Here is a 20370-nt window from a genome sequence, read left to right on the forward strand (position 1 = left end):
GGTTGAAAATTTCTCCTCATTTTGTTTTACCAACTAAATATTTGAATGAGAAGTTTTGATTGTTTTAATTTAATATAATTATGAAATATTTTTTTTTTAGTTTACTTTTCACAAGTATACTTTACTCTCAGCAAACTGTTATCGTTACATATGATTTCCATACCTCTTTCTCAAATAATGAGCTTAAAAGCGAAGATGCAAAAAAGCTTTTTGGAAATACTGTTGAATTGGCAAATAATCAAAAATTTGAATTATCGTATAGTGAAAATAAGGCTAGTTTTAAATATAGAGATCAGCTAGGTCTTGATTCAGATCCTCAATTACTAAATATATCCAGAATGGCGTTTACTTCACTCGATGTTTATACTAATTTGGAAGCTAAAACCCAAATTACAGTAAGAAATGATGGTACTTTGGTAGAGAGTAAAATTACTCCTTTAGATTGGGAAATTACCGCAGAATCTAAAAACATAGGTGGGTATTTATGTTACAAAGCGCTTTTTAATGAAAACTTTATTGATAGCTTTGGTAGAAATAGAAGTACTAAAATAGTAGCTTGGTTTACTCCAAGTTTACCTTTTAGCCTTGGTCCTAAGTACTTTTACGGTTTGCCAGGACTTATTTTAGAAGTTACGGAGTATGTTAATTCGCATGGCAATACTTTTTTGGCAAATATTGTTGAGTTGAGAGATAAAAAAGAGAATATAAAATTTCCAAATGGTAAAACAGTTACTAAAGAAGAGTACGATAAAAAATTTCAATACAGCGATGGAGCTGTATTGCTAGCAAAAAAAAGGGAGGAAACGAAAGGAAAAGAATAAAACTTATTATAATTGTTAGTTGTTTATATTTTCCAAATTATCTTTAATTTATGCTCAAAACCCTACTCGTTTTTTTAATAACCACACTTTCTTACGCCCAAACCAAAACATTTGAAGGGGTAGTTTCTGATGATGCTAATAAACCCTTAGAATCGGCTAATGTTATTGCAAAATCCTTACAAGAAAAAGCGAGTTTAAAATTTTCGATTGCAGATAACAAAGGGCGATATCGTCTAGAGTTGGATGTTAATGTAAAGTATGAAATTATGGTTTCGTATATTGGTTTTCTTGATCAGGTATTTATTTTGGAGCCTAATTCAAATATTAATTCTTATGACTTTAAATTAAGATCTACAGGAGAAAACTTAAAAGAAATCATAATTAAACACGAGTTTAAGCCAATTGTTATTAAAAAAGACACCTTAACTTTTGATGTCAATAGTTTTGCTAATGGTAACGAACGCAAAATGAAAGAAATCCTTGAAAAGTTACCCGGAGTTGAGGTTGATAAAAAAGGAATCGTTACTGTACAAGGCAAAAAAGTCACCAAAATGTTGGTTGAGGGGAAATCTTTTTTTGGCGGAGGTTCTAAATTAGCTGTAGAAAATATTCCTGCCGATGCGTTAGATAAAATAGAAGTTATCGATCATTTTAACGAAGTTGGTTTTATGAAACAAGTGTCAGACAGTGATGATTTGGCAATGAATGTAAAATTGAAAGAAGATAAAAAGAAATTTGTTTTTGGCGATGTACAGGCAGGTGTAGAGGCTGGAGGAGGAGATAATGGTTTTTATCTCGCACATGCAGCTTTGTTTTATTTTGCGCCCAAAACCAATTTAAGTTTTATTGGTGATGCAAATAATATCGGAAAAAGCACTTTTACTTATGATGATTTAACGCGGTTTGGAGGCGGTTTCAGCAGTTTTCTTTCCGGTAGAAAAGCGTTGACAGATTTAGACTCTTTTTCTAAAGACAATACCGACATGCTTAAATCTCAATCACAGTTTAGCGCTTTTAATTTTAGTCATGAATTTTCATCAAAACTGACCCTGTCTGGGTTTGGAATTGTTTCTAAAGTTTTTACTGCTGCCAGAATTGATAATAATGTTGAATATTTGAACAACAATAGCACTGTGGATTATGAAAAAAAGGTTCGGCTTGCAGATAATACTGCTGTTTTAGGACTAGGAAATATAAAACTGGATTATTCGCCAACAAAGAAAGAAAAATGGTATTACAATGGGCAATACCAGTCTAATACAAATGATTTAGAAAGTGTTTTAAATTCCCTGACAAATTTAGGCTCAAGCGTTTTTGAAACCATAAATAAAGCTGATAACGCATCAGTCAAACAATATATAGAATGGCACAAAAGTTACAATGATCACAATACAACAACTTTTGTCGTAAATCAGGCTTATACTAAACTTACACCAAAAAATAATTGGTTTACCGACGAACCGTTTTTGCAAGGACTAATTCCATTAATAGAAGATGAAAGTTATACGGTTGATCAGGTAAAAAAATCTGAAGTAAACAGTATTGATGCCCTTTTTAAGCATTACTGGATTATTAATAACACAAATCATTTGTATACCAATATTGGAAACAATTTTGAAAAATCTAATTTTAATACTTCCGAAAAACAAATCTTAACAGATGGATCTATTAATGATTTTGCCATAGCTGGTTTTGGCAATGCTATTAAATACAGATTAAATGATGCCTATATTGGTCTTGAATATAAATTTAAAATTGGGAAATGGGTTAACAAACCAGGACTGTATTTGCATTGGTATGATTTGAATACTTCTCAAATTGATGGTAATTACAGTGTATCAAAAACATTGCTCCAGCCACAATGGAATAGTGATTACGAGTTTAATAAATCAGAGAGTTTGAATTTTACCTATAAATTAGAAAATCAGTTTCCAGATGTTAACCAAATGGCAAATCGATATACTTTGGAATTTTATAATGCGGTGTATAAGGGTAATGCATTATTAGAAAACGAAAGATACCATTCCTCTACTTTGCGATACTCAAAAATGAATTCTTATAAAGGAATTATTTGGAATGGAATGTTGAATTATTCCAAAAAAGTAAAAGTAATTCGAAATGAAATAAAACTGGATGGAATCGATCAGTTCAATACGCCAATTTTAACCGATAATCCCGAAACAAATATTGGGTTTAATGGTTTTGTATCTAAACGAATTTATCGATTTAATTTGAAGTTAAATACAAGATTATCATGGTTTAATTATTCGCAAACATTAAATGATATTACGACAAATAACCAAAGAAATAATCAGAATGTCGGTCTGATTTTTAAAACCGCTTATAAAAAATGGCCAGACTTTACTATTGGTTATACAAAAGGTTTTAGTGAATTTTCGGGTTTGACAAAATCAAAATATCAAACGGATGCTTTGACATCATCCTTTGAATGCACATTTTTAAAATCCTGGACTTATAAAATAGATTATGAGAGTTTAAAAAATACAAACGATAATAAACAGTCTAATTTTTATGATATTTTAAACACGTCACTTTTTTATCAAAAGAAAAATAGTCCGTTGGGTTTTGAATTGACGGCTAATAATTTGTTTGATATCAAAAAGAAAAATAGTTATTCATTCTCTGACTATATGATAAGCGAGCAGGCTGTCTATATTTTGCCCAGAGCCATTATATTTACGCTATCGTATAAATTGTAACTACTTTTAATTATAAACGTGAATCAACGTTCCGTTAACTTCTACTTTGTATTGTTTTAAAGGATATTCTTTGCCTCCAAGTCCGGTAAATAAACTATAGGCTGTTTTATCACAAGAGCATACTGCATTAATACCATCAATGGTCATAGCGGTGCAGGAATTTAAAGCCTGATTTGGGCATGCAGCATCAAAAGCATTATAAGTACCTCCGGCGTTAAAAATGATGACCCCCTTTGCTCCAAAATTCGGAACGATAACACCATTACTCACAAATTTAAGATTGGAATAGGCCGGGAGATTCATATCTACAGACAGATTAACTGAATAATTTGGTATGTTAGGATTATTATTGCTTCTTTCACTATCACTACAAGAGAAAAGTACAGAAACAAATACGAGTAAGAGCCAGAATTTTTTCATTGATTTAAATAAGAATTGGAGAAACAAAAATAAATTATTTAGTTTTGAATTTTATATGATTAACATATAATTATGTACTATTAAAAATAATAGTATATTTGTAATACAAAATCCCGTCCCGATGGGATTTTTTGTATTTATATAAACGATGAAGTTATGAGTAAAGTATCTTATTATACCGCAGAAGGATTAAAAAAATTGAAAGAGGAGTTGGAGCATTTAAAAAGTGTAATGCGTCCTAAGGCATCTCAAGATATAGCAGAGGCAAGAGATAAAGGTGATTTATCTGAAAATGCCGAATATGATGCAGCAAAAGAAGCACAGGGTTTATTAGAAATGAGAATTGCTAAACTGGAGGAAGTGTATTCTAACGCCAGATTAATTGACGAATCACAATTAGATGTTTCGAAAGCATTGGTGCTTTCTAATGTAAAAATTAAGAACCAAAGCAACGGAATGGAAATGAAATATACGCTTGTTGCTGAAAGCGAAGCTGACCTTAAAACTGGAAAAATCTCAGTAACGTCTCCTATTGGAAAAGGTTTGCTTGGGAAATCTGTTGGAGAAGTAGCTGAAATTACAGTACCAAACGGAGTTCTTAAATTTGAAATTCTTGAAATTTCAAGAGACTAATTTTTTTAAGTTTAACTGTTTAATCATTCAATCGGTTAAACAAGTAACCAAATAAACGAATAAACAATGTCTATATTCACGAAAATAGTAAACGGAGAAATTCCTTCCTATAAAATTGCCGAAGACGAAAATTATTTGGCTTTTTTAGATGTAAATCCAAATGCAAAAGGGCACACGCTTTGTATTCCAAAACAAGAAATCGACAAGATTTTTGACATGGAGGATGAATTGTATTTAGGCTTAATGAAGTTCTCTAAAAAAATTGCGATTGCTTTAGAAAAAACGATTCCTTGCAAAAGAGTCGGAATGGCAGTTGTTGGTTTAGAAGTTCCTCACGCACACGTTCATTTGATTCCTTTAAATCATATGGATGAAATGCGTTTTCAAAATAAAGTATCTCTTTCTAAAGAAGAATTTGAGGCTTTGGCAAAAAGCATTCAGTCGAATTTGTAATAGATTCCGAAATAAAATAAAAAGAGCAGTAAATAAAAATTTTACTGCTCTTTTTTATTTAGTGAAATCTGAAATGTGGTTCCTTTTCCAATTTCAGACTGTAAAACCTTTATTTTTCCCCGGTGATATTCTTCTACAATTCTTTTCGTCAAAGAAAGTCCTAATCCCCAACCTCGTTTTTTGGTTGTAAAACCTGGTTCAAAAATAGTTTTGAATTGTTTTTTTAAAATTCCGGTTCCTGAATCTTTAATGTTTATTTTAACATGATGTGCATCTTGTTCAATTTGAAGATCTAAAGTTCCTTTTCCTTTCATGGCATCAATGGCATTTTTAACCAAATTTTCAATTGTCCAGCTATGAAGCGTTGGATTTATCATGGCTAAAACAGGTTCTTTTGGACCATCATAAGAAAAAGTGACTTGTTTAGAAAATCGGGATTGCAGATATTCATAACTGCTTAAAGTTTCAGAAACGATATCATGCATTTCCAGGGCAGGGATGGAGCCAATTTTAGAAAAACGGTCTGTAATGGTTTGCAGTCGGTCAATATCTTTTTCGATTTCCAGTGTTATGGACGCATCAATATCTTCTGTTTTTAAAATTTCAACCCAGCCAATTAAGGACGAAAGGGGAGTACCAATTTGGTGAGCCGTTTCTTTTGCCATACCAGCCCATAATTTGTTTTGAGTAGCCATTTTGGTGCTTTTGTAAAAATTATAAATTAGAGCACCAAACAAAACGATAATCAGCAGTAAGGCAATCGGGTAATATTTTAGCTTATTGATTAGCTCAGAATTTCCATAATATAATTTCTGGAATTTTCCTGGAGCATATTCAATAACTATCGGATCATTCTCTCGCTTTAGATTGTTTAAATAGGAAAGTGATTTTTCTTCGTCTTCCATTATTCTTTCCGGTACATTGACCGAACTGATAATTTTATCGCCATACATCGTTAGCATTACAGGAACCGAATGATTGTTGTTTAAAATCTCAAGTGGTAAATCTAAGTCTGTGTTTTCATCTGCATTGACCAAGGCCTTTTGTGCATTGGCTAAAAGATTCATTTTTAACCTTTCTTCGTTTTTGAAAACCTGAAAAAAGATATAGGTATTCCAAAGAATCAGAGAAATGATTAAGAAGGAAATGGAAATGATAATCCAGCGGGTAGTATTTCTTCTTTCGGAAAAAGACATAGGTATTTTTTTGAGGTATAAATATAACGAAATAAACACATTTTATATTTTGTTATTTATTAAGATTTTTGTTTTTATGTCTTAAAGTATTTCTTTGGATTAAACGATTTCTCTACTTTTGCAGATACCGAAATGAGGTTCGGTTAAAAAGAAAAAATATGATTAGCATTAATCCAAAAGAAATTCCAACGGCAAAATTACATGGCTATCTGCAAAGCGCTGTGGGACCAAGGCCAATTGCCTTTGCCAGTACAATGAGCGAAAAAGGAATTCCGAATTTGTCGCCGTTTAGTTTTTTTAATGTGTTTAGTGCAAATCCGCCCATTTTAATTTTTTCACCGGCACGACGCGTACGCGATAATACGGTCAAACATACTTTGATTAATGTTGAAGCAACACGCGAAGTGGTTATTAATGTGGTCAATTATAATCTGGTACAACAAACATCTTTAGCCAGTACAGAATATGCAGAAGGTGTAAACGAATTTATCAAGGCAGGATTGACACAAATTCCGTCAGATTTGGTAAAACCATATCGTGTAAAAGAGTCTCCGGTTCAGTTTGAGTGCAAAGTCACGCAGATTATTCCTTTAGGAACAGAAGGCGGAGCAGGAAATTTAGTTTTGTGCGAAGTAGTGAAAATTCATATTCATGAAGCAGTTTTAGATGAAAATGGTGGTATTGATCAGCATAAAATTGATTTGGTTTCACGACTCGGAAATAATTGGTACTCAAGATCAAACCAAGGACTTTTTGAAGTACCAAAACCACTAACGACTTTAGGGGTCGGAGTAGATGCAATTCCGAATTTCGTCAAGGAAAGTCTGGTTTTTGACGGAAATGATCTCGGAAAATTAGGTAATATTGAAGCCTTGCCTACAACGGAAGAAGTTAGTATATTTGTGAAAGAAAATTTTTCAGTGAAAGGAGTTTTGAGCTCAGACGATCAGGAAAAAATTCATTTAGAAGCCAAAAAATACCTGAATAATGATGATATTTTATCGGCCTGGAAAGTGCTTTTAGCCAAAAAATAAGAATAGAAACAATAATTAATATAGACGAAGATGGAAGTTACAGGAAAAGTAAAAGTGGTTAATCCAGAGCAACAAGTTAGTGCTGCATTCAAAAAAAGAGAGTTGGTTGTTACTACAGACGAGCAATACCCTCAACATATTTTGATTGAATTTACTCAGGATAAGTGCGATTTGTTAAGCAGCTACAAGCAAGGTGAGGCTGTTAAAGTTTCTATCAATTTAAGAGGAAGAGAATGGGTTAATCCACAAGGAGAAACTAGATATTTTAATAGTATTCAAGGTTGGAGAATCGAAAGATTAGCTCCAGAAGGTCCTGCACAAACAGCTCCAATGCCTGCTGCAGAAGCTTTTGCTCCGGCAACAAACTTAAACGAAGACGAACCGGACGATTTGCCTTTCTAATAAGTTTAAATTCCAAAAAATATAAATTCCAAATTCCAAATCATTCTGTGTATTGGGATTTGGAATTTTTTGTATTCTGTAGATCTTTGTCAAAGGTTTTCTAGATGTTTGGAATTTGGAATTTAAAAATTAATATTTAAAAGAATGTATTATTTATTTGAAAATATAGCTTTCCCCCCCGTTTCAGAAACCGATGAAGAAGGTATTCTGGCAATTGGCGGTGACTTAAATCCTGAAAGATTGAAGCTGGCTTACCAAAGCGGAATTTTTCCTTGGTTTAATGAAGGAGAACCTATTTTGTGGTGGTCGCCAGATCCCAGAATGGTTTTGTTTTTAGATGAATTAATCGTTTCTAAAAGCATGCGTAATATTTTGAATCGAAATCAGTTTAAAGTTACTTTTAATCAAAATTTTAAGGATGTAATTTCGAATTGTCAAAAAATAAAACGCGACGGTCAGGACGGAACCTGGATTTCGAACGAAATGATCGAAGCGTACTGTAAATTGCATGCAGAGGGAATTGCAAAATCAGTTGAGGTTTGGCAAGATGAGGTTTTGGTTGGAGGTTTGTATGGAATTGATTTAGGAGATGTTTTTTGTGGAGAAAGTATGTTTTCAAAAGTTTCTAATGCTTCAAAAGCAGCTTTTATTGCCTTGGTAAATAAGTTAAAAAAGGAAAATTATAAATTATTGGATTGTCAGGTTTATAATCCGCATTTAGAGAGTTTAGGCTGTCGCGAAATTGGTCGTGATGAATTTATATCTATTTTAAAAAATAAGTAAAATGAGTGCAATTCATGTTGTAAAAGAAATTTACATTTATCCGATAAAAAGCCTGGCGGGAATTAGCTGCCAAAATGCCAAAGCAGAAGAAATGGGCTTTGAAAACGATCGTCGTTGGATGTTACTGGATGCCGAAAATCAGATGATAACACAAAGAGAGCATCGTATTATGAGTCAGTTTTATCCTCAGATTTCAGATGGAAAAATCAGCATTACTTTTAAGGATCAAAAACATGAATTCTCTATTGATGAAAATTTAGGAAATGCAATAAAAGTCAATGTGTGGGATGATAAAAGCGAAGTATTTGAGGTGAATAATGAAACTTCAAAATGGTTTAGCCAACACTTAGGTTTTGAATGCAAACTGGTAAAGATCACTAAAATTGGAGCGCGTAAACATGAAAGTTCACGATTAAAAGAAACTTTCAATGTCAGTCTTGCTGATGGATATCCTTATTTATTGATTGGTACAGAAAGTCTCGATTTTTTAAATGATAAGTTGGAGGAAAAAATTACAATAAAAAGATTTCGTCCAAACATTGTTATCAGTACCCAAAAAGAACATGAAGAAGATAATCTTGATACTTTTAAAATCGGAGAAGTTCAATTTAAAAACATAAAGCCTTGCGGAAGATGTATTATGGTCAACAATGATCCTTCAAATGGTCGTTTGAAAAAAGAACCTTTAAAGACTCTAAGCAAATACCGAAATGTAAATAACTCCGTTTTATTCGGAACTAATATTGTTAGTTTGAATTCAGGAGTTATTAGTGTTGGTGATGAGGTTGTTATTTAATTATTTCGGGTTAAAATTAATGAAGCATTATTAAAGTCATATAATGCGTCGACTAAATCTCTATATTCACTGTATTTTTCTTTCTCTAAATAAGTAAAATTGTAAAATTCTTCGACAGCTATTTTTACTGTATTACCTTCAATTTGCGCTGTTGATTTAAATAAACCGATAACATCATTATTAGCGTTTTTAATTTCTTTAGTAAAAGCTAAACTGCCTACATTTTTAACGCTGTAGCCTGATGGGATACTTAAATTAATATAATTAATGTTTTTCTTTGGATAAGATATTACAATCGGATTTGTTCTGTTTGTTTCCTGATGTAAACTGGTTTGTTTTCCTAATACTTTTCCAATCGTTATCAAATTGTTTTTTCCTGCATTTTCGATCCAGGATTCTTTAACTTTTATGGCACTGTTGATTGTAAAGGGTTTTTCAGGATCATAATTGTTTTTGTACTCTTGATTTTCAAAAGAATATTTTTGAACATCAACATCAATATCATTAAAAGTATTATTCTTTACAAAATCATTTATTTTTTCTTCAGATACATGCTTCACGGCATATCTAAAATACGACGCAAGATAACCCGTATAGGTGCTTTTTTTATCTACCAAAACGGTTTCCATATCATCATCAATTGTGATGTTACTTGTTGCTTTCGTAACGTTGTCATCCATTAAAACATTTTCTATTTTTTTGAATTCATAGGTAACCTGCTGGCGATCTTCCTTGTTAAAATAAACAGCATCGTTGTTTACAGAAAGCGCATTAGGCTGACCATAAGGCATCCAAAATTGAAAAGGAGAAAGGTATTTTTTTGTTTCCGGTATGTAAATCAGAATCTCTGATAAGGCATCGGGAACAACATTTTCTTTGTCAAATTTATCATCAAATTTATCTGTAGAAGCTGTAAACTGATATTTAATTTTAAGGTAATCTAAAACGTCTTTATAAAAATATAAAACCATGCTTGGTGTCATTTTTTTGGTTTCTAATGCTTTTTTATAAATGTACTGTTTATCGATTTCGATATTTTCTTTCAGATAGATATCGACAATTTTTATTTTTTCATCTGTTGTAAGGGCAGGATCATTCAAATTAAATTTTTCTACAAAATTTTTAATCATTGATTTAGCACTTACACCATCGGCAAAACTATTAAGAGAATTATAATAGTCTACATAACTATAGGATAGGGAAGTATCAATAAAAAAATAAACCTTTGCAAGGTTTGCAAGATTAGTGGCATTTTTTTCAAATTTGTAAGCTGGTAGATTTTTTGCAACATAAATTGTTGTTTTGAAGTCACTTTCTTTTATCAACCCGTTATAAGCAGCGGTATAGGTTCTGGCACGAGAAATTTTATTAATCTGGAACTTCGCATCAAGAACTGGGATGTCTCTCTGGAAATACTCACAGCCACTAAAATCCGGATATTCTTTTATTACATAGTAATATTCAATAATATCTCCTTTTTCAACACCCTCAAAAGCAAATTGTCTTTCAGTAGTTCCTTCTTTTTCAATGATTTTTTCTTTCGGAAGTTCTTCAATTTTTCCGTTCGGTTTAATTACTCTAACTTTTAAATCTCTGTAATCCCTTACATATCTATTGTTTATCGATACTTTGTTATATTCATTAATTCCGGCTTCAGATAAGATTTTTATTACCTGATGTTTTACAACATACGCTTTGTAAGTATATTCTCCGACCTTGTTTTCGTATAGTCTGTAGTCTTTTAAAACGACAGCTGGATAATTACTAAATTCAGCGGGAATTTCCTGAAAATTAGGAACTTCATCCCATTTGTAATTTTTGACTTCTTCCTCTTGGGAGAATGAAAGTTGTGTAGATAAAATTGCGATGATGAAGAAAATTAGATTTTTCATTTTTTTGTAAGAATAATATTTTGATTGTATTGTTTTGTAATGTTTTTAATGGCAGTATTCCATGTTTCAAAATTTTCTTTTTCTAAGAGTAAAACATTCATTTCCATCTTTTGATTTATAATGATAGTATTATTAACCTTTTTATAGTTGATAGTTGCCTGGAAAAAATCATTTTTAAAAGTGAAATTTTCAGGTAAAAAATCTAAAGAATATCCTGCTGGAATAGCGAATTCATATTCAAACTCATAAGATTTTTTAAAGTCATTTTCCAATGGGTTTTTTCTTTTCTCAATATTAATTCTTGCATCAGAATAAGGAAAAAACAGAATTGGTTTAAAAAGCAATTGATTATCGGTCTGTTTGATCCATTTATCTAATTCAAAATGATATAAAATTTGAAGCGTATTTTGTGACACGTCATCATTTTTAATGTCAATATTAGATGTTTTAATGTTTTGAATGAAACGCGCCAGGTATTCCTTTAGCATTTCATCTTTATCAGTTGTCGTTATATAACTGCTAATAAATTGCGTTTTTACAAATCCGTCTAATCTAAAATCTGCTTCGCCCAATATAGAATTTTGATCGAATTTAAGTTTTAGTTTACCAATAGTTTTGTTTTTATCAGCTGGAATAACAGGTACTTTGATGATGCGGTATTTCTCATCATCTATTTTTACCAGAGCTTCTTTTCCCTGAATAAACGGAGTAATATTTGGGAACGAAGTATAATGACCAGTCGCGTCCAAAAAGATGTCTTTATTATCAATTGTCGCAACAGTAATCATATGATTATCCACAATTGGGCTCGGAACATTTTCGTAGGTATAATTGTTTTGACGTGTTCCAATCCAGGAAATATTCGATTCTATGCCGGCATAGTGCAACATTTCATTAAGTAGGTTGGCCATATCTTTACAATCGCCATATTTTTTCTGTAATACCGAAGCGGCTTCTCTCGGGATAAATCCACCCATTCCTTCTTCGAAGGCAACATAGTTTATTTTACTCTGAACATAATCAAAAATAGCTTTTGCTTTTGCCGTATTATCAGTCAATCCATTGATAAGTTCAGCTGTTTTTTCTTTTACCTGAGTTTGGTCTTCTTTATTAATATTTTTAATGGTTTCGGCATAAAAATGATAAAGATTGTCTACAGACCCAACGACATTTTGTGTGCCGGTTGTTGTTTTGTAATTTTTAATATAAAAAATTAAATGCGGACTATAATAAGAAGGGCCTGGTGAACCGTTTTCTTTTTCTTCTTTAAAGGCATTTAATAATTGCCAGGTATAAATAGTGAAGTCGCCTTCTTTTTGAGTTGAAAAATCAATTTTTTCATCAAATTTACCTTGTACAGTATATCCGATTTCGACATCTTTAGAAACTTTTAAAATAACTTTTGAAGATTTACAATCGAGATAATCTTTGAAATAATAGCTTTCTAAAAATTGAGGCTTTTTATATTCTTTTTTATAGAAAGAGTAGGTTTGAGAACCTTCTTCCAGATTTAAAAAGTTATAATATTTGAATTTCATGTCATGAAAAAAGACATCTCCAATTTCGCGATCACCGGTTCCAACATAGCCTATTTTTTCTTTTTTGTTTTTTGGAGAAATGCTATAAGCTTCGATGTCATAAACTTTCTCAAATGAATCAATGTAGGTTATTCTGTTTCCGAGAACAGCATTTTCATTTTTATCACCTACCCATTTTTTTTCTTTCGAGGTTAAAATTATTGAAGGAATATTGTTTTTTATAGAAATCTCATACGAATCAACTTTTTCATCAATATATGATTTTGGTTTTGTACTCTGGGCTCTACAAAAAATCGCTAAAAAAAATATAAATAAATAGGAGTGCCTATATAAAATCATCTATCAAAAAGAATTAAAAGTATTTGGAAATATTATGGCAATATTAACAAATAAATTCAACTAATTTATTAATTCAGCACAAGTTTATTTGTAGCATTTTTTAGATGATTTTAAATTCACATTCTTTAGAAATGCAACTTTGTAAAACCCCAATTTAGCGTATTAAAAAGTACCAATTCATTTTTTAAAGTTGGTAATTCTAAAATCAATTTGAGGGTTTCGTGCGCCATCATAGTTCCAATAATTCCGGGCAAAGTTCCTAAAACACCATTCAAATTACAATTTGGGACCTCTTTGGGATCTGGCATTTCAGGAAATAAATCACGAAGGTTTTTACTTCCGTTATGATTAAAAACAGCAACCTGACCTTCAAATTTTAAAATACTTCCGTAGACTAAAGGTTTTTGAAATTCAACACAAGTATCGTTTACCAAATAACGCGTTGCAAAATTATCAGAACCATCAACAATAACATCATATTGCTGAATAATAGTTCCTGCGTTTTCACTTGTCAATTTCACATTAATAGCTTCAACTTCAATTAGGGGATTCAGTTTTGAAACGACTTCTTTTGCAACAATTGCTTTCTCTTGTCCAATTTCATTTTCAGTATATAAAATCTGTCGGTGTAAGTTGTGAATTTCAATGGTGTCAAAATCCATAATTCCGATATAACCAACTCCGGCCGTTGCAATATATTGTAAAATGGGGCAGCCCAAACCGCCCGCGCCAATTACTAATATTTTTGCTTTTTTGAGTTTTTCCTGCCCTTCATCACCAATTTCAGGAAGAATGGTTTGTCGGTTGTAACGTAGAAATTCTTGTATAATGCTCATTTTTTTTTGAAATCTTAAAGTTTGAAAGTCGAAAGTTATAAAGTCAAAAGTTGGTAGACTTTATGACTTTCGACTTTCAGACCTTTGACTAAATGTTCTGTCCCAATCTTTCCAAACGGGTTCGTAACCTGAACCTTTTATGATTTGTCCTATTTCTTCTGCAGAGCGTTCGTCGCTGATTTCAAATTGTTCCAAAGATTGTGGATCAACAACATAACCACCCGGATTGGTTTTGGATCCTGCACTCATGCTGGTGACACCAATCGGAATAATGTTATTTCTGAATTTTTCGTTTTCACGAGTTGAAATAGAAATTTCCAGATCTTCATTCCATAGGCGATAAGCACAAATGAGTTGTGTCAGATCTTTATCGTCCATAATAAAATTAGGTTCGATAATGCCTTCTGCCGGACGCAGCCTCGGGAAGGAAACCGAATATTTAGTCTGCCAATATTTCTTTTGCAGATAATCTAAATGAAGTGCGTTGAAAAAACTATCCGTTCGCCAATCTTCTAAACCTAATAAAACACCTAAACCAATTTTATGAATTCCGGCTGTTCCAATTCGGTCAGGAGTTTCCACCCTGTAATCAAAATTTGATTTTTTTCCTTTTGTATGGTATTTTTTGTAAACTTCCTGATGGTAGGTTTCCTGATACACCAAAACAGAATAAACACCCGCTTCATGCAAACGTTCATAATCTTCGGTAGAAAGTGGCTGCACTTCCACAGAAATAATAGAAAATTGTTCTCGTATTAAAGCAATTGCATTCAGGAAATAATTAATGTTTACGGTGTAATTTGCTTCGCCGGTTACCAATAAAACATGATCGAAACCAACATTTTTTAATGCTTCAACTTCAAGTTTAATCTCGGGGTCTGTAAGTGTTTTTCGTTTGATTTTATTGTCTAAACTGAAACCACAATACGTACAAATGTTTTGGCATTCGTTGCTTAAATATAATGGCGCATACATTTGAATCGTTTTTCCGAAGCGTTTTTTGGTTAGTTCATGACATTGCTGCGCCATTTGCTCCAAATAATTTTGGGCAATAGGAGAAATCAAAACTAAAAAATCATCAATATTGCGTTTTGTTTTTGCCAACGCACGTTCGACATCCTGAGAAGTTGTATGGTATATTTTAGATTGAATTTTATCCCAATTATATTGCTCAAATATTGCTTTAAATGTTTTCATTTGGATTGTGTGTTTTTGTTTCACGCAGATTTTTGCAGATTTAAGCAGATTAAAATTGATTTTAATTTGCTATACTTATACCTTATTTGCAATTCGTTTTATATCAGCTAATATGTTTAGAGTATTGAAATTAACAAGTAATCCTAATTTCTTATTTGAGAGCCTTAAATATGTCGAAAGTTGTTTATAATGTATTGGAGCTAAATCTTCAACAGATTTTAATTCGATTATTACTTTGTCTTCAACTAAAAGATCAATTCTAAAAGCTGGATCTAATATTATTTCTCCGTAAGGAATTATAATTTCAACTTGTTTCTGAACTTGTAAATCTGCTTTTGTTAATTCATAAAACAAGGCGCTTTCATAAACGGATTCAAATAATCCAGGCCCTAAATTATTATATACTTTAAAAATTGCTCCTCTAACTAGATACGATATTTCATTTTCAGTCATTATTCTTTAATTTAAAATAACTTAAAAATTAAAGAATTTTCTTCCTTTTTTAATTGCTTTTGTAACCCCAGTTTATAGTTTTCAACATATAAAAATCATTTTTAATCTGCTTAAATCTGCAAAATCTGCGTGAAATAATCTTACTCATATAAAAATGAGGTCAAAGGACTAGAAGCAACAGCATAATTTTGTTGATTCGCAATTTTAGCTTCAAAAGCTTTTCGTCCTGCAATAACGGCTTCTTTGAATGCTTCAGCCATTAATTTTGGGTTTCCGGCTACCGCAATTGCAGTATTAACCAAAACAGCATCGGCACCAATTTCCATTGCTTTTGCAGCGTCGGATGGAGCGCCGATTCCGGCATCTATAATTACAGGAACAGTACTTTGTTCGATAATAATTTCAAGAAAATCAATAGTCTTTAATCCTTTATTGCTTCCAATGGGCGAGCCTAAAGGCATCACCGCAGTTGTTCCTGCACTCTCTAAATGTTTGCACAAAACAGGATCAGCATGAATGTAGGGCAAAACAAAAAATCCAAGTTTGGCTAATTCCTCCGTTGCTCTTAAAGTTTCAATTGGATCGGGCATTAAATATTTTGGATCGGGATGAATTTCGAGTTTTACCCAATTGGTTTCGAGTGCTTCTCTTGCTAACTGCGCTGCAAAAACAGCCTCTTTTGCATTTCTAGCTCCAGATGTATTGGGTAATAAATTGATATTTGGATGTTTTAAGTGCGACAAAATAGCATCGGTATCTGTTTCCAGATCGATGCGTTTTAAAGCTACTGTCACCAATTCACTTTCTGATGCCAGGATCGCTTCTTCCATTTGGATATTGGAACCAAACTTTCCCGTTCCCAAAAACAAACGCGATTTAAAGCTTTTATCTCCAATATTAAACACTGACGTTTGCATATAATTTTTCGTTGAGTTGTTGAATTAATTTTTCTTTTTGATTATTTTTTGTAATCATTCCAGAAACCGCTATTCCGTGAATCCCGGTTTCCATTAACGGACTTATATCGTTTAATGTGATTCCGCCAATGGCGTAAACAGGAATTTCTATTTTACTGTTTTTCATTTTTTGAAGAGTAGTATGGTAGCCTGATAAACCTAAAATGGGGCTTAATTTTTCTTTTGTATCGGTGAAACGAAAAGGTCCTAATCCGATATAATCGCAGCCATTTTTTACGTGTTTTTCAATATCTTCAAAGGTGTTGGCTGTTCCTCCAATAATTTTAGTATTTCCCAAAATTGCTCTTGCTTCTGCAATATTCATGTCGGTTAAACCTAAATGCACACCATCTGCAGCGATTTGTTGTGCCAGATACAAATTGTCATTTACAATAAAATTGGCGAGATATTCTTCGCATAAAAATTTTACCGCTTCCGCTAAAGCAAAAGTGTCTTTGGCTGTTTGATTTTTGAAACGCAGTTGTATCCAATCGCATCCGGCATCTAAGGCGTGATGAATATTATACAATTGTTCTTCGATTGTTCTTCCTTGCGAAATGTATTGCAGTTTATTGTACATAGTGATATCCAATTAAAGTTGATGTTGAATTCAGGTATTTTTCTATGTAGGTTTTCGCATTTTTACAAGCTTCTTCCAAAGTTTGGTCTAATGCCAGATTTGCGGCTATTGCTGCTGATAAAACACAGCCGGAACCATGTTTTTCAAAACATTTTTTTTGGGAAGGGGCTAATTCAATAATTTCATTTTTTAAGAACAAACGATCGGTACCAATTTGCGATTCGTTATGTCCTCCTTTTAGTAAAATGTTGGTTGGAATTTCATTTTGGAGCCAGAGTTTGTTCGGAACAAAACCGGGAAATAAAATTTCAATTTCGTTGTAATTTGGTGTAATCAAATCAATTTTTGAAAGAATCTTGTTAAGATCTGTATCTTCTTCAACTTTCAAAAACTCGAATTTTGTTGTGGATTTTAAAACCGGATCCCAGATAATTTTAGTCGTTGGAGACAACAATTTTATCGTTGAAAGAATTCGGTTTAAGTAATGCAGGCTTGGCATAATTCCTATTTTTACCGTTTTGATTTTATAGCTTAGAAATAACGTTTCAATAGAGCGGATTACAAAACTCAAATTGGTCCATTGAATTTCATAAAAGCCATCTTCCGTCTGAATTGTATTTGCCGTTACAACAGCAAAACCGGTCACCAGCTGTTGCTCGAATGTTTTAACATCAGCTAAAACACCCGCGCCACCACAAGGATCAAATCCTGCTATGCTAAGTACGAATGGGCGATTTGCTGACATAATTTAAATTGTTTTACAGGGTTTTCACTATTCCAGATGCTTCCTAAAAGCGCGACATCGTCAAAACCATTTTCAAGTGTTTTTTTGATGTTTTCAAGATCAATTCCGCCTAAAGCGATAACTTTTGTATTTGTGTTTGTTCTGAATGCCAAAGCCTTAAAAAGATCTTTTTCAGGATAATACTCTTCTTTAGAAATGCTTTTGAAAACAGGACTTAAAAAGGCATATTCGAACTCTTTTTCTAAAGAATTAAAATCTTCTATAGAATGAGTTGATGTTGAATACCTGCAAGGTTTTGAAAACCTTGCAGGAAAATCATGAGAATGTTTTCGATCTTTTTCAGAAAAATGAATTCGGTTAATTCCAAAATCTTCTGCCAATTGATGATGACTGTGTAAAACCAAATGAGATCTGAATTCTACTTTTATCTGATCAATAAAATGCGCCATTTCAATTTCAGAAAATTCAGGTTTCCGAATATGAAGCAAAGACAATCCTTCCTCAAATAAAGATCCAATAATGTCAATTGCGCCAGAAATTGCAGAAGGATTAGTAATCACAATCATATCTTTTATCTTTACTCTTGATTCTATTCTCTTGATTCTAGACTCTATTTTCTAGATATAAATCTCTTTCCCCTGTTCAATAAACTCCTCTGATTTCTCCTGCATTCCTTTTTCTGCGGCAGCAACATCCCTAATTTCCTGAGATATTTTCATAGAGCAGAATTTTGGACCACACATAGAACAGAAATGTGCCACTTTTGCACCATCAGCAGGAAGTGTTTCATCATGGAATTCTCTGGCAGTATCAGGATCAAGTGATAAGTTAAATTGATCTTCCCAACGGAATTCGAAACGGGCTTTACTTAAAGCGTTGTCACGATATTGGGCACCTGGATGACCTTTGGCCAAATCCGCAGCATGAGCTGAAATTTTATAAGTGATTACACCATCTTTTACGTCTTTTTTGTTTGGTAAGCCAAGATGCTCTTTTGGCGTTACATAGCACAACATCGCGCATCCATACCAGCCAATCATGGCCGCTCCAATTGCTGAAGTAATATGATCGTAACCTGGAGCAATATCAGTCGTTAATGGCCCAAGAGTGTAAAAAGGTGCTTCGTTACAATGCTCCAATTGTTTGTCCATATTTTCTTTAATCATGTGCATTGGCACGTGACCCGGACCTTCAATAAAAACCTGAACATCATGTTTCCATGCAATTTTGGTTAATTCTCCAAGCGTTTCTAATTCGGCGAATTGTGCAGCATCGTTAGCATCAGCAATCGAACCCGGACGTAAACCGTCTCCAAGAGAAAAAGCCACATCATATTGTTTCATGATTTCGCAGATTTCCTCAAAGTGGGTATATAAGAAGTTTTCTTTATGATGAAACAAACACCATTTTGCCATAATCGATCCGCCACGCGAAACAATTCCGGTAACACGATCAGCGGTTAAATGGATGTAGCGAAGTAAAACTCCGGCGTGAATCGTAAAATACGAAACGCCTTGTTCTGCCTGTTCAATTAAAGTATCTCGGAAAACTTCCCAGGTTAAATCTTCGGCAATTCCTTTTACTTTTTCCAAAGCCTGATAAATGGGAACTGTACCAATTGGAACGGGAGAATTTCGAATAATCCATTCTCTTGTTTCGTGAATGTTTTTTCCGGTTGACAAATCCATAATCGTGTCTGCTCCCCATCGGCAAGCCCAAACCGCTTTTTCAACTTCTTCTTCAATGCTCGAAGTCACAGCGCTATTACCAATATTGGCGTTTATTTTGACTAAGAAATTACGACCAACAATCATTGGTTCGCTTTCCGGATGATTGATATTGTTTGGAATAATGGCTCTTCCGCAGGCAACTTCACTTCTAACAAATTCAGGGGTAATTTTGCTTTTTGGTGTATTTGCCCCAAAACTATGACCCGCATGCTGGCATTGCATCGCTTTGGTTTGCTCGTTTAAAAGTTCAATGCGTTGGTTTTCACGAATCGCAATATATTCCATTTCGGGAGTTATGATTCCTTGTTTGGCGTAATACAATTGCGTTACGTTTGCCCCTTTTTTGGCACGTTTTGGTTGATGCAAATATTCAAATCGAAGGTGATTTAGGCTTTCGTCTTTCAAACGGGTTTGCCCGTAATCAGAGGTTATTTCATTTAAAATTTCGACATCATTTCGATCCAGAATCCAGCTTTCGCGTAAGCGCGGCAATCCTTTTCTAATGTCGATTTCGATGTTTGGATCTGTATAAGCACCTGAAGTATCGTAAACCGTTACAGGTGGATTTTTCTCAATTCCGCCATTTGATAGTTTGGTGTCGCTTAAAATGACTTCTCGCATCGCCACTTTTATGGGGTGAATTTCACCATTGACATAAACTTTTTTAGAATTCGGAAAAGGGGTTCTGGAAATTTGTTCTTCTGTTGTCATAGTTTTTTGTTTCAAGTTTCAGGTTTCAAGTTGATCTTGATTGTGTTGAATGTTAGATGTAAAATGAAAGATGGTTCGGTAGACGAACAGCGGTGTGTCTACTTTCTGTATGAAATTGGAATTTGGATTTTATCC

20 protein-coding genes are annotated in these 20370 nt (G+C 33.1%); 8 read left to right on the plus strand and 12 right to left on the minus strand.

The features are described 5' to 3' along the window. The first annotated feature begins 80 nt into the window (after positions 1–80). A complete protein-coding gene (locus tag AC3ITQ_RS07985; RefSeq protein ID WP_489237892.1) occupies positions 81–821 on the plus strand; it encodes a GLPGLI family protein in 741 nt (246 codons plus the stop codon). A gap of 50 nt (positions 822–871) precedes the next feature. Next, a complete protein-coding gene (locus AC3ITQ_RS07990) occupies positions 872–3541 on the plus strand; it encodes a TonB-dependent receptor (RefSeq protein WP_489237894.1) in 2670 nt (889 codons plus the stop codon). A gap of 6 nt (positions 3542–3547) precedes the next feature. On the opposite strand, the gene AC3ITQ_RS07995 is transcribed toward AC3ITQ_RS07990, so the two are convergent. Then, complete coding sequence (locus AC3ITQ_RS07995) at positions 3548–3961, minus strand: Rieske (2Fe-2S) protein (protein ID WP_375033883.1); 414 nt, start codon at positions 3959–3961, stop codon at positions 3548–3550. A 156-nt stretch (positions 3962–4117) separates the two neighbouring features. On the opposite strand from AC3ITQ_RS07995, the gene greA reads away from it, so the two are divergent. Then, positions 4118–4594 (plus strand): transcription elongation factor GreA, encoded by a 477-nt coding sequence (gene greA, locus AC3ITQ_RS08000; protein ID WP_072970495.1) that lies wholly within the window; start codon positions 4118–4120, stop codon positions 4592–4594. Between the two features lie 66 nt (positions 4595–4660). Next, positions 4661–5047: an HIT family protein gene (locus AC3ITQ_RS08005; RefSeq protein ID WP_489237897.1), complete on the plus strand. Its 387-nt coding sequence runs from the start codon at positions 4661–4663 to the stop codon at positions 5045–5047. Between the two features lie 41 nt (positions 5048–5088). Here the strand turns inward: AC3ITQ_RS08005 and AC3ITQ_RS08010 are convergent, their stop codons facing one another. Beyond that, positions 5089–6243, minus strand: coding sequence for a sensor histidine kinase (locus tag AC3ITQ_RS08010; RefSeq protein WP_489237899.1), 1155 nt, complete (start codon positions 6241–6243; stop codon positions 5089–5091). 158 nt (positions 6244–6401) lie between these two features. Here AC3ITQ_RS08010 and AC3ITQ_RS08015 point away from each other — a divergent pair, with 158 nt between their 5' ends. The 4 genes from AC3ITQ_RS08015 to AC3ITQ_RS08030 all read left to right on the plus strand — a co-directional run bounded on the left by AC3ITQ_RS08015 (position 6402) and on the right by AC3ITQ_RS08030 (position 9258). Next, complete coding sequence (locus tag AC3ITQ_RS08015) at positions 6402–7277, plus strand: flavin reductase family protein (RefSeq protein WP_489237900.1); 876 nt, start codon at positions 6402–6404, stop codon at positions 7275–7277. A gap of 30 nt (positions 7278–7307) precedes the next feature. Beyond that, the gene (locus tag AC3ITQ_RS08020; RefSeq protein WP_026983757.1) at positions 7308–7679 is read left to right on the plus strand and encodes a DUF3127 domain-containing protein; all 372 of its coding nucleotides are present in this window, start codon (positions 7308–7310) and stop codon (positions 7677–7679) included. Between the two features lie 144 nt (positions 7680–7823). Next, on the plus strand, positions 7824–8462 hold the full coding sequence (aat, locus tag AC3ITQ_RS08025; protein WP_489237903.1) for a leucyl/phenylalanyl-tRNA--protein transferase: 639 nt from the start codon (positions 7824–7826) through the stop codon (positions 8460–8462). 1 nt (position 8463) lies between these two features. Beyond that, positions 8464–9258: an MOSC domain-containing protein gene (locus AC3ITQ_RS08030; RefSeq protein WP_489237904.1), complete on the plus strand. Its 795-nt coding sequence runs from the start codon at positions 8464–8466 to the stop codon at positions 9256–9258. Here the strand turns inward: AC3ITQ_RS08030 and AC3ITQ_RS08035 are convergent. The 10 genes from AC3ITQ_RS08035 to thiC all read right to left on the minus strand — a co-directional run bounded on the left by AC3ITQ_RS08035 (position 9255) and on the right by thiC (position 20235). Next, on the minus strand, positions 9255–11150 hold the full coding sequence (locus tag AC3ITQ_RS08035; RefSeq protein WP_489237906.1) for a DUF3857 domain-containing protein: 1896 nt from the start codon (positions 11148–11150) through the stop codon (positions 9255–9257). The two genes, AC3ITQ_RS08030 and AC3ITQ_RS08035, sit on opposite strands and share 4 nt — an antisense overlap. After that, positions 11147–13027, minus strand: coding sequence for a DUF3858 domain-containing protein (locus tag AC3ITQ_RS08040; protein WP_489237908.1), 1881 nt, complete (start codon positions 13025–13027; stop codon positions 11147–11149). Before AC3ITQ_RS08040 ends, AC3ITQ_RS08035 begins: the two co-directional genes overlap by 4 nt. 125 nt (positions 13028–13152) lie before the next feature. After that, positions 13153–13863: a HesA/MoeB/ThiF family protein gene (locus AC3ITQ_RS08045; RefSeq protein WP_489237910.1), complete on the minus strand. Its 711-nt coding sequence runs from the start codon at positions 13861–13863 to the stop codon at positions 13153–13155. Between the two features lie 60 nt (positions 13864–13923). Beyond that, positions 13924–15060 (minus strand): 2-iminoacetate synthase ThiH, encoded by a 1137-nt coding sequence (gene thiH, locus AC3ITQ_RS08050; RefSeq protein ID WP_489237912.1) that lies wholly within the window; start codon positions 15058–15060, stop codon positions 13924–13926. A gap of 75 nt (positions 15061–15135) precedes the next feature. Next, on the minus strand, positions 15136–15513 hold the full coding sequence (locus AC3ITQ_RS08055; protein WP_489237914.1) for a GxxExxY protein: 378 nt from the start codon (positions 15511–15513) through the stop codon (positions 15136–15138). A 140-nt stretch (positions 15514–15653) separates the two neighbouring features. After that, entirely contained in the window at positions 15654–16430 is a 777-nt protein-coding gene (locus tag AC3ITQ_RS08060) for a thiazole synthase (RefSeq protein WP_489237916.1), read from the minus strand. Further along, positions 16411–17049 carry a thiamine phosphate synthase gene (locus AC3ITQ_RS08065; protein ID WP_489237918.1) on the minus strand — a complete coding sequence of 213 codons (639 nt, stop codon included), beginning with the start codon at positions 17047–17049 and terminating at the stop codon, positions 16411–16413. The genes AC3ITQ_RS08060 and AC3ITQ_RS08065 overlap by 20 nt, the downstream gene beginning before the upstream one ends. Further along, positions 17039–17794: a hydroxymethylpyrimidine/phosphomethylpyrimidine kinase gene (locus AC3ITQ_RS08070; RefSeq protein ID WP_489237920.1), complete on the minus strand. Its 756-nt coding sequence runs from the start codon at positions 17792–17794 to the stop codon at positions 17039–17041. Before AC3ITQ_RS08070 ends, AC3ITQ_RS08065 begins: the two co-directional genes overlap by 11 nt. Beyond that, positions 17761–18360 carry a thiamine phosphate synthase gene (locus tag AC3ITQ_RS08075; RefSeq protein WP_489237922.1) on the minus strand — a complete coding sequence of 200 codons (600 nt, stop codon included), beginning with the start codon at positions 18358–18360 and terminating at the stop codon, positions 17761–17763. The genes AC3ITQ_RS08070 and AC3ITQ_RS08075 overlap by 34 nt, the downstream gene beginning before the upstream one ends. A 51-nt stretch (positions 18361–18411) precedes the next feature. Continuing rightward, the gene (thiC, locus tag AC3ITQ_RS08080) at positions 18412–20235 is read right to left on the minus strand and encodes a phosphomethylpyrimidine synthase ThiC (RefSeq protein WP_194658574.1); all 1824 of its coding nucleotides are present in this window, start codon (positions 20233–20235) and stop codon (positions 18412–18414) included. Positions 20236–20370: the final 135 nt, after the last annotated feature.

The sequence above is a fragment of the Flavobacterium sp. KH_001 genome (genome assembly GCF_057840745.1).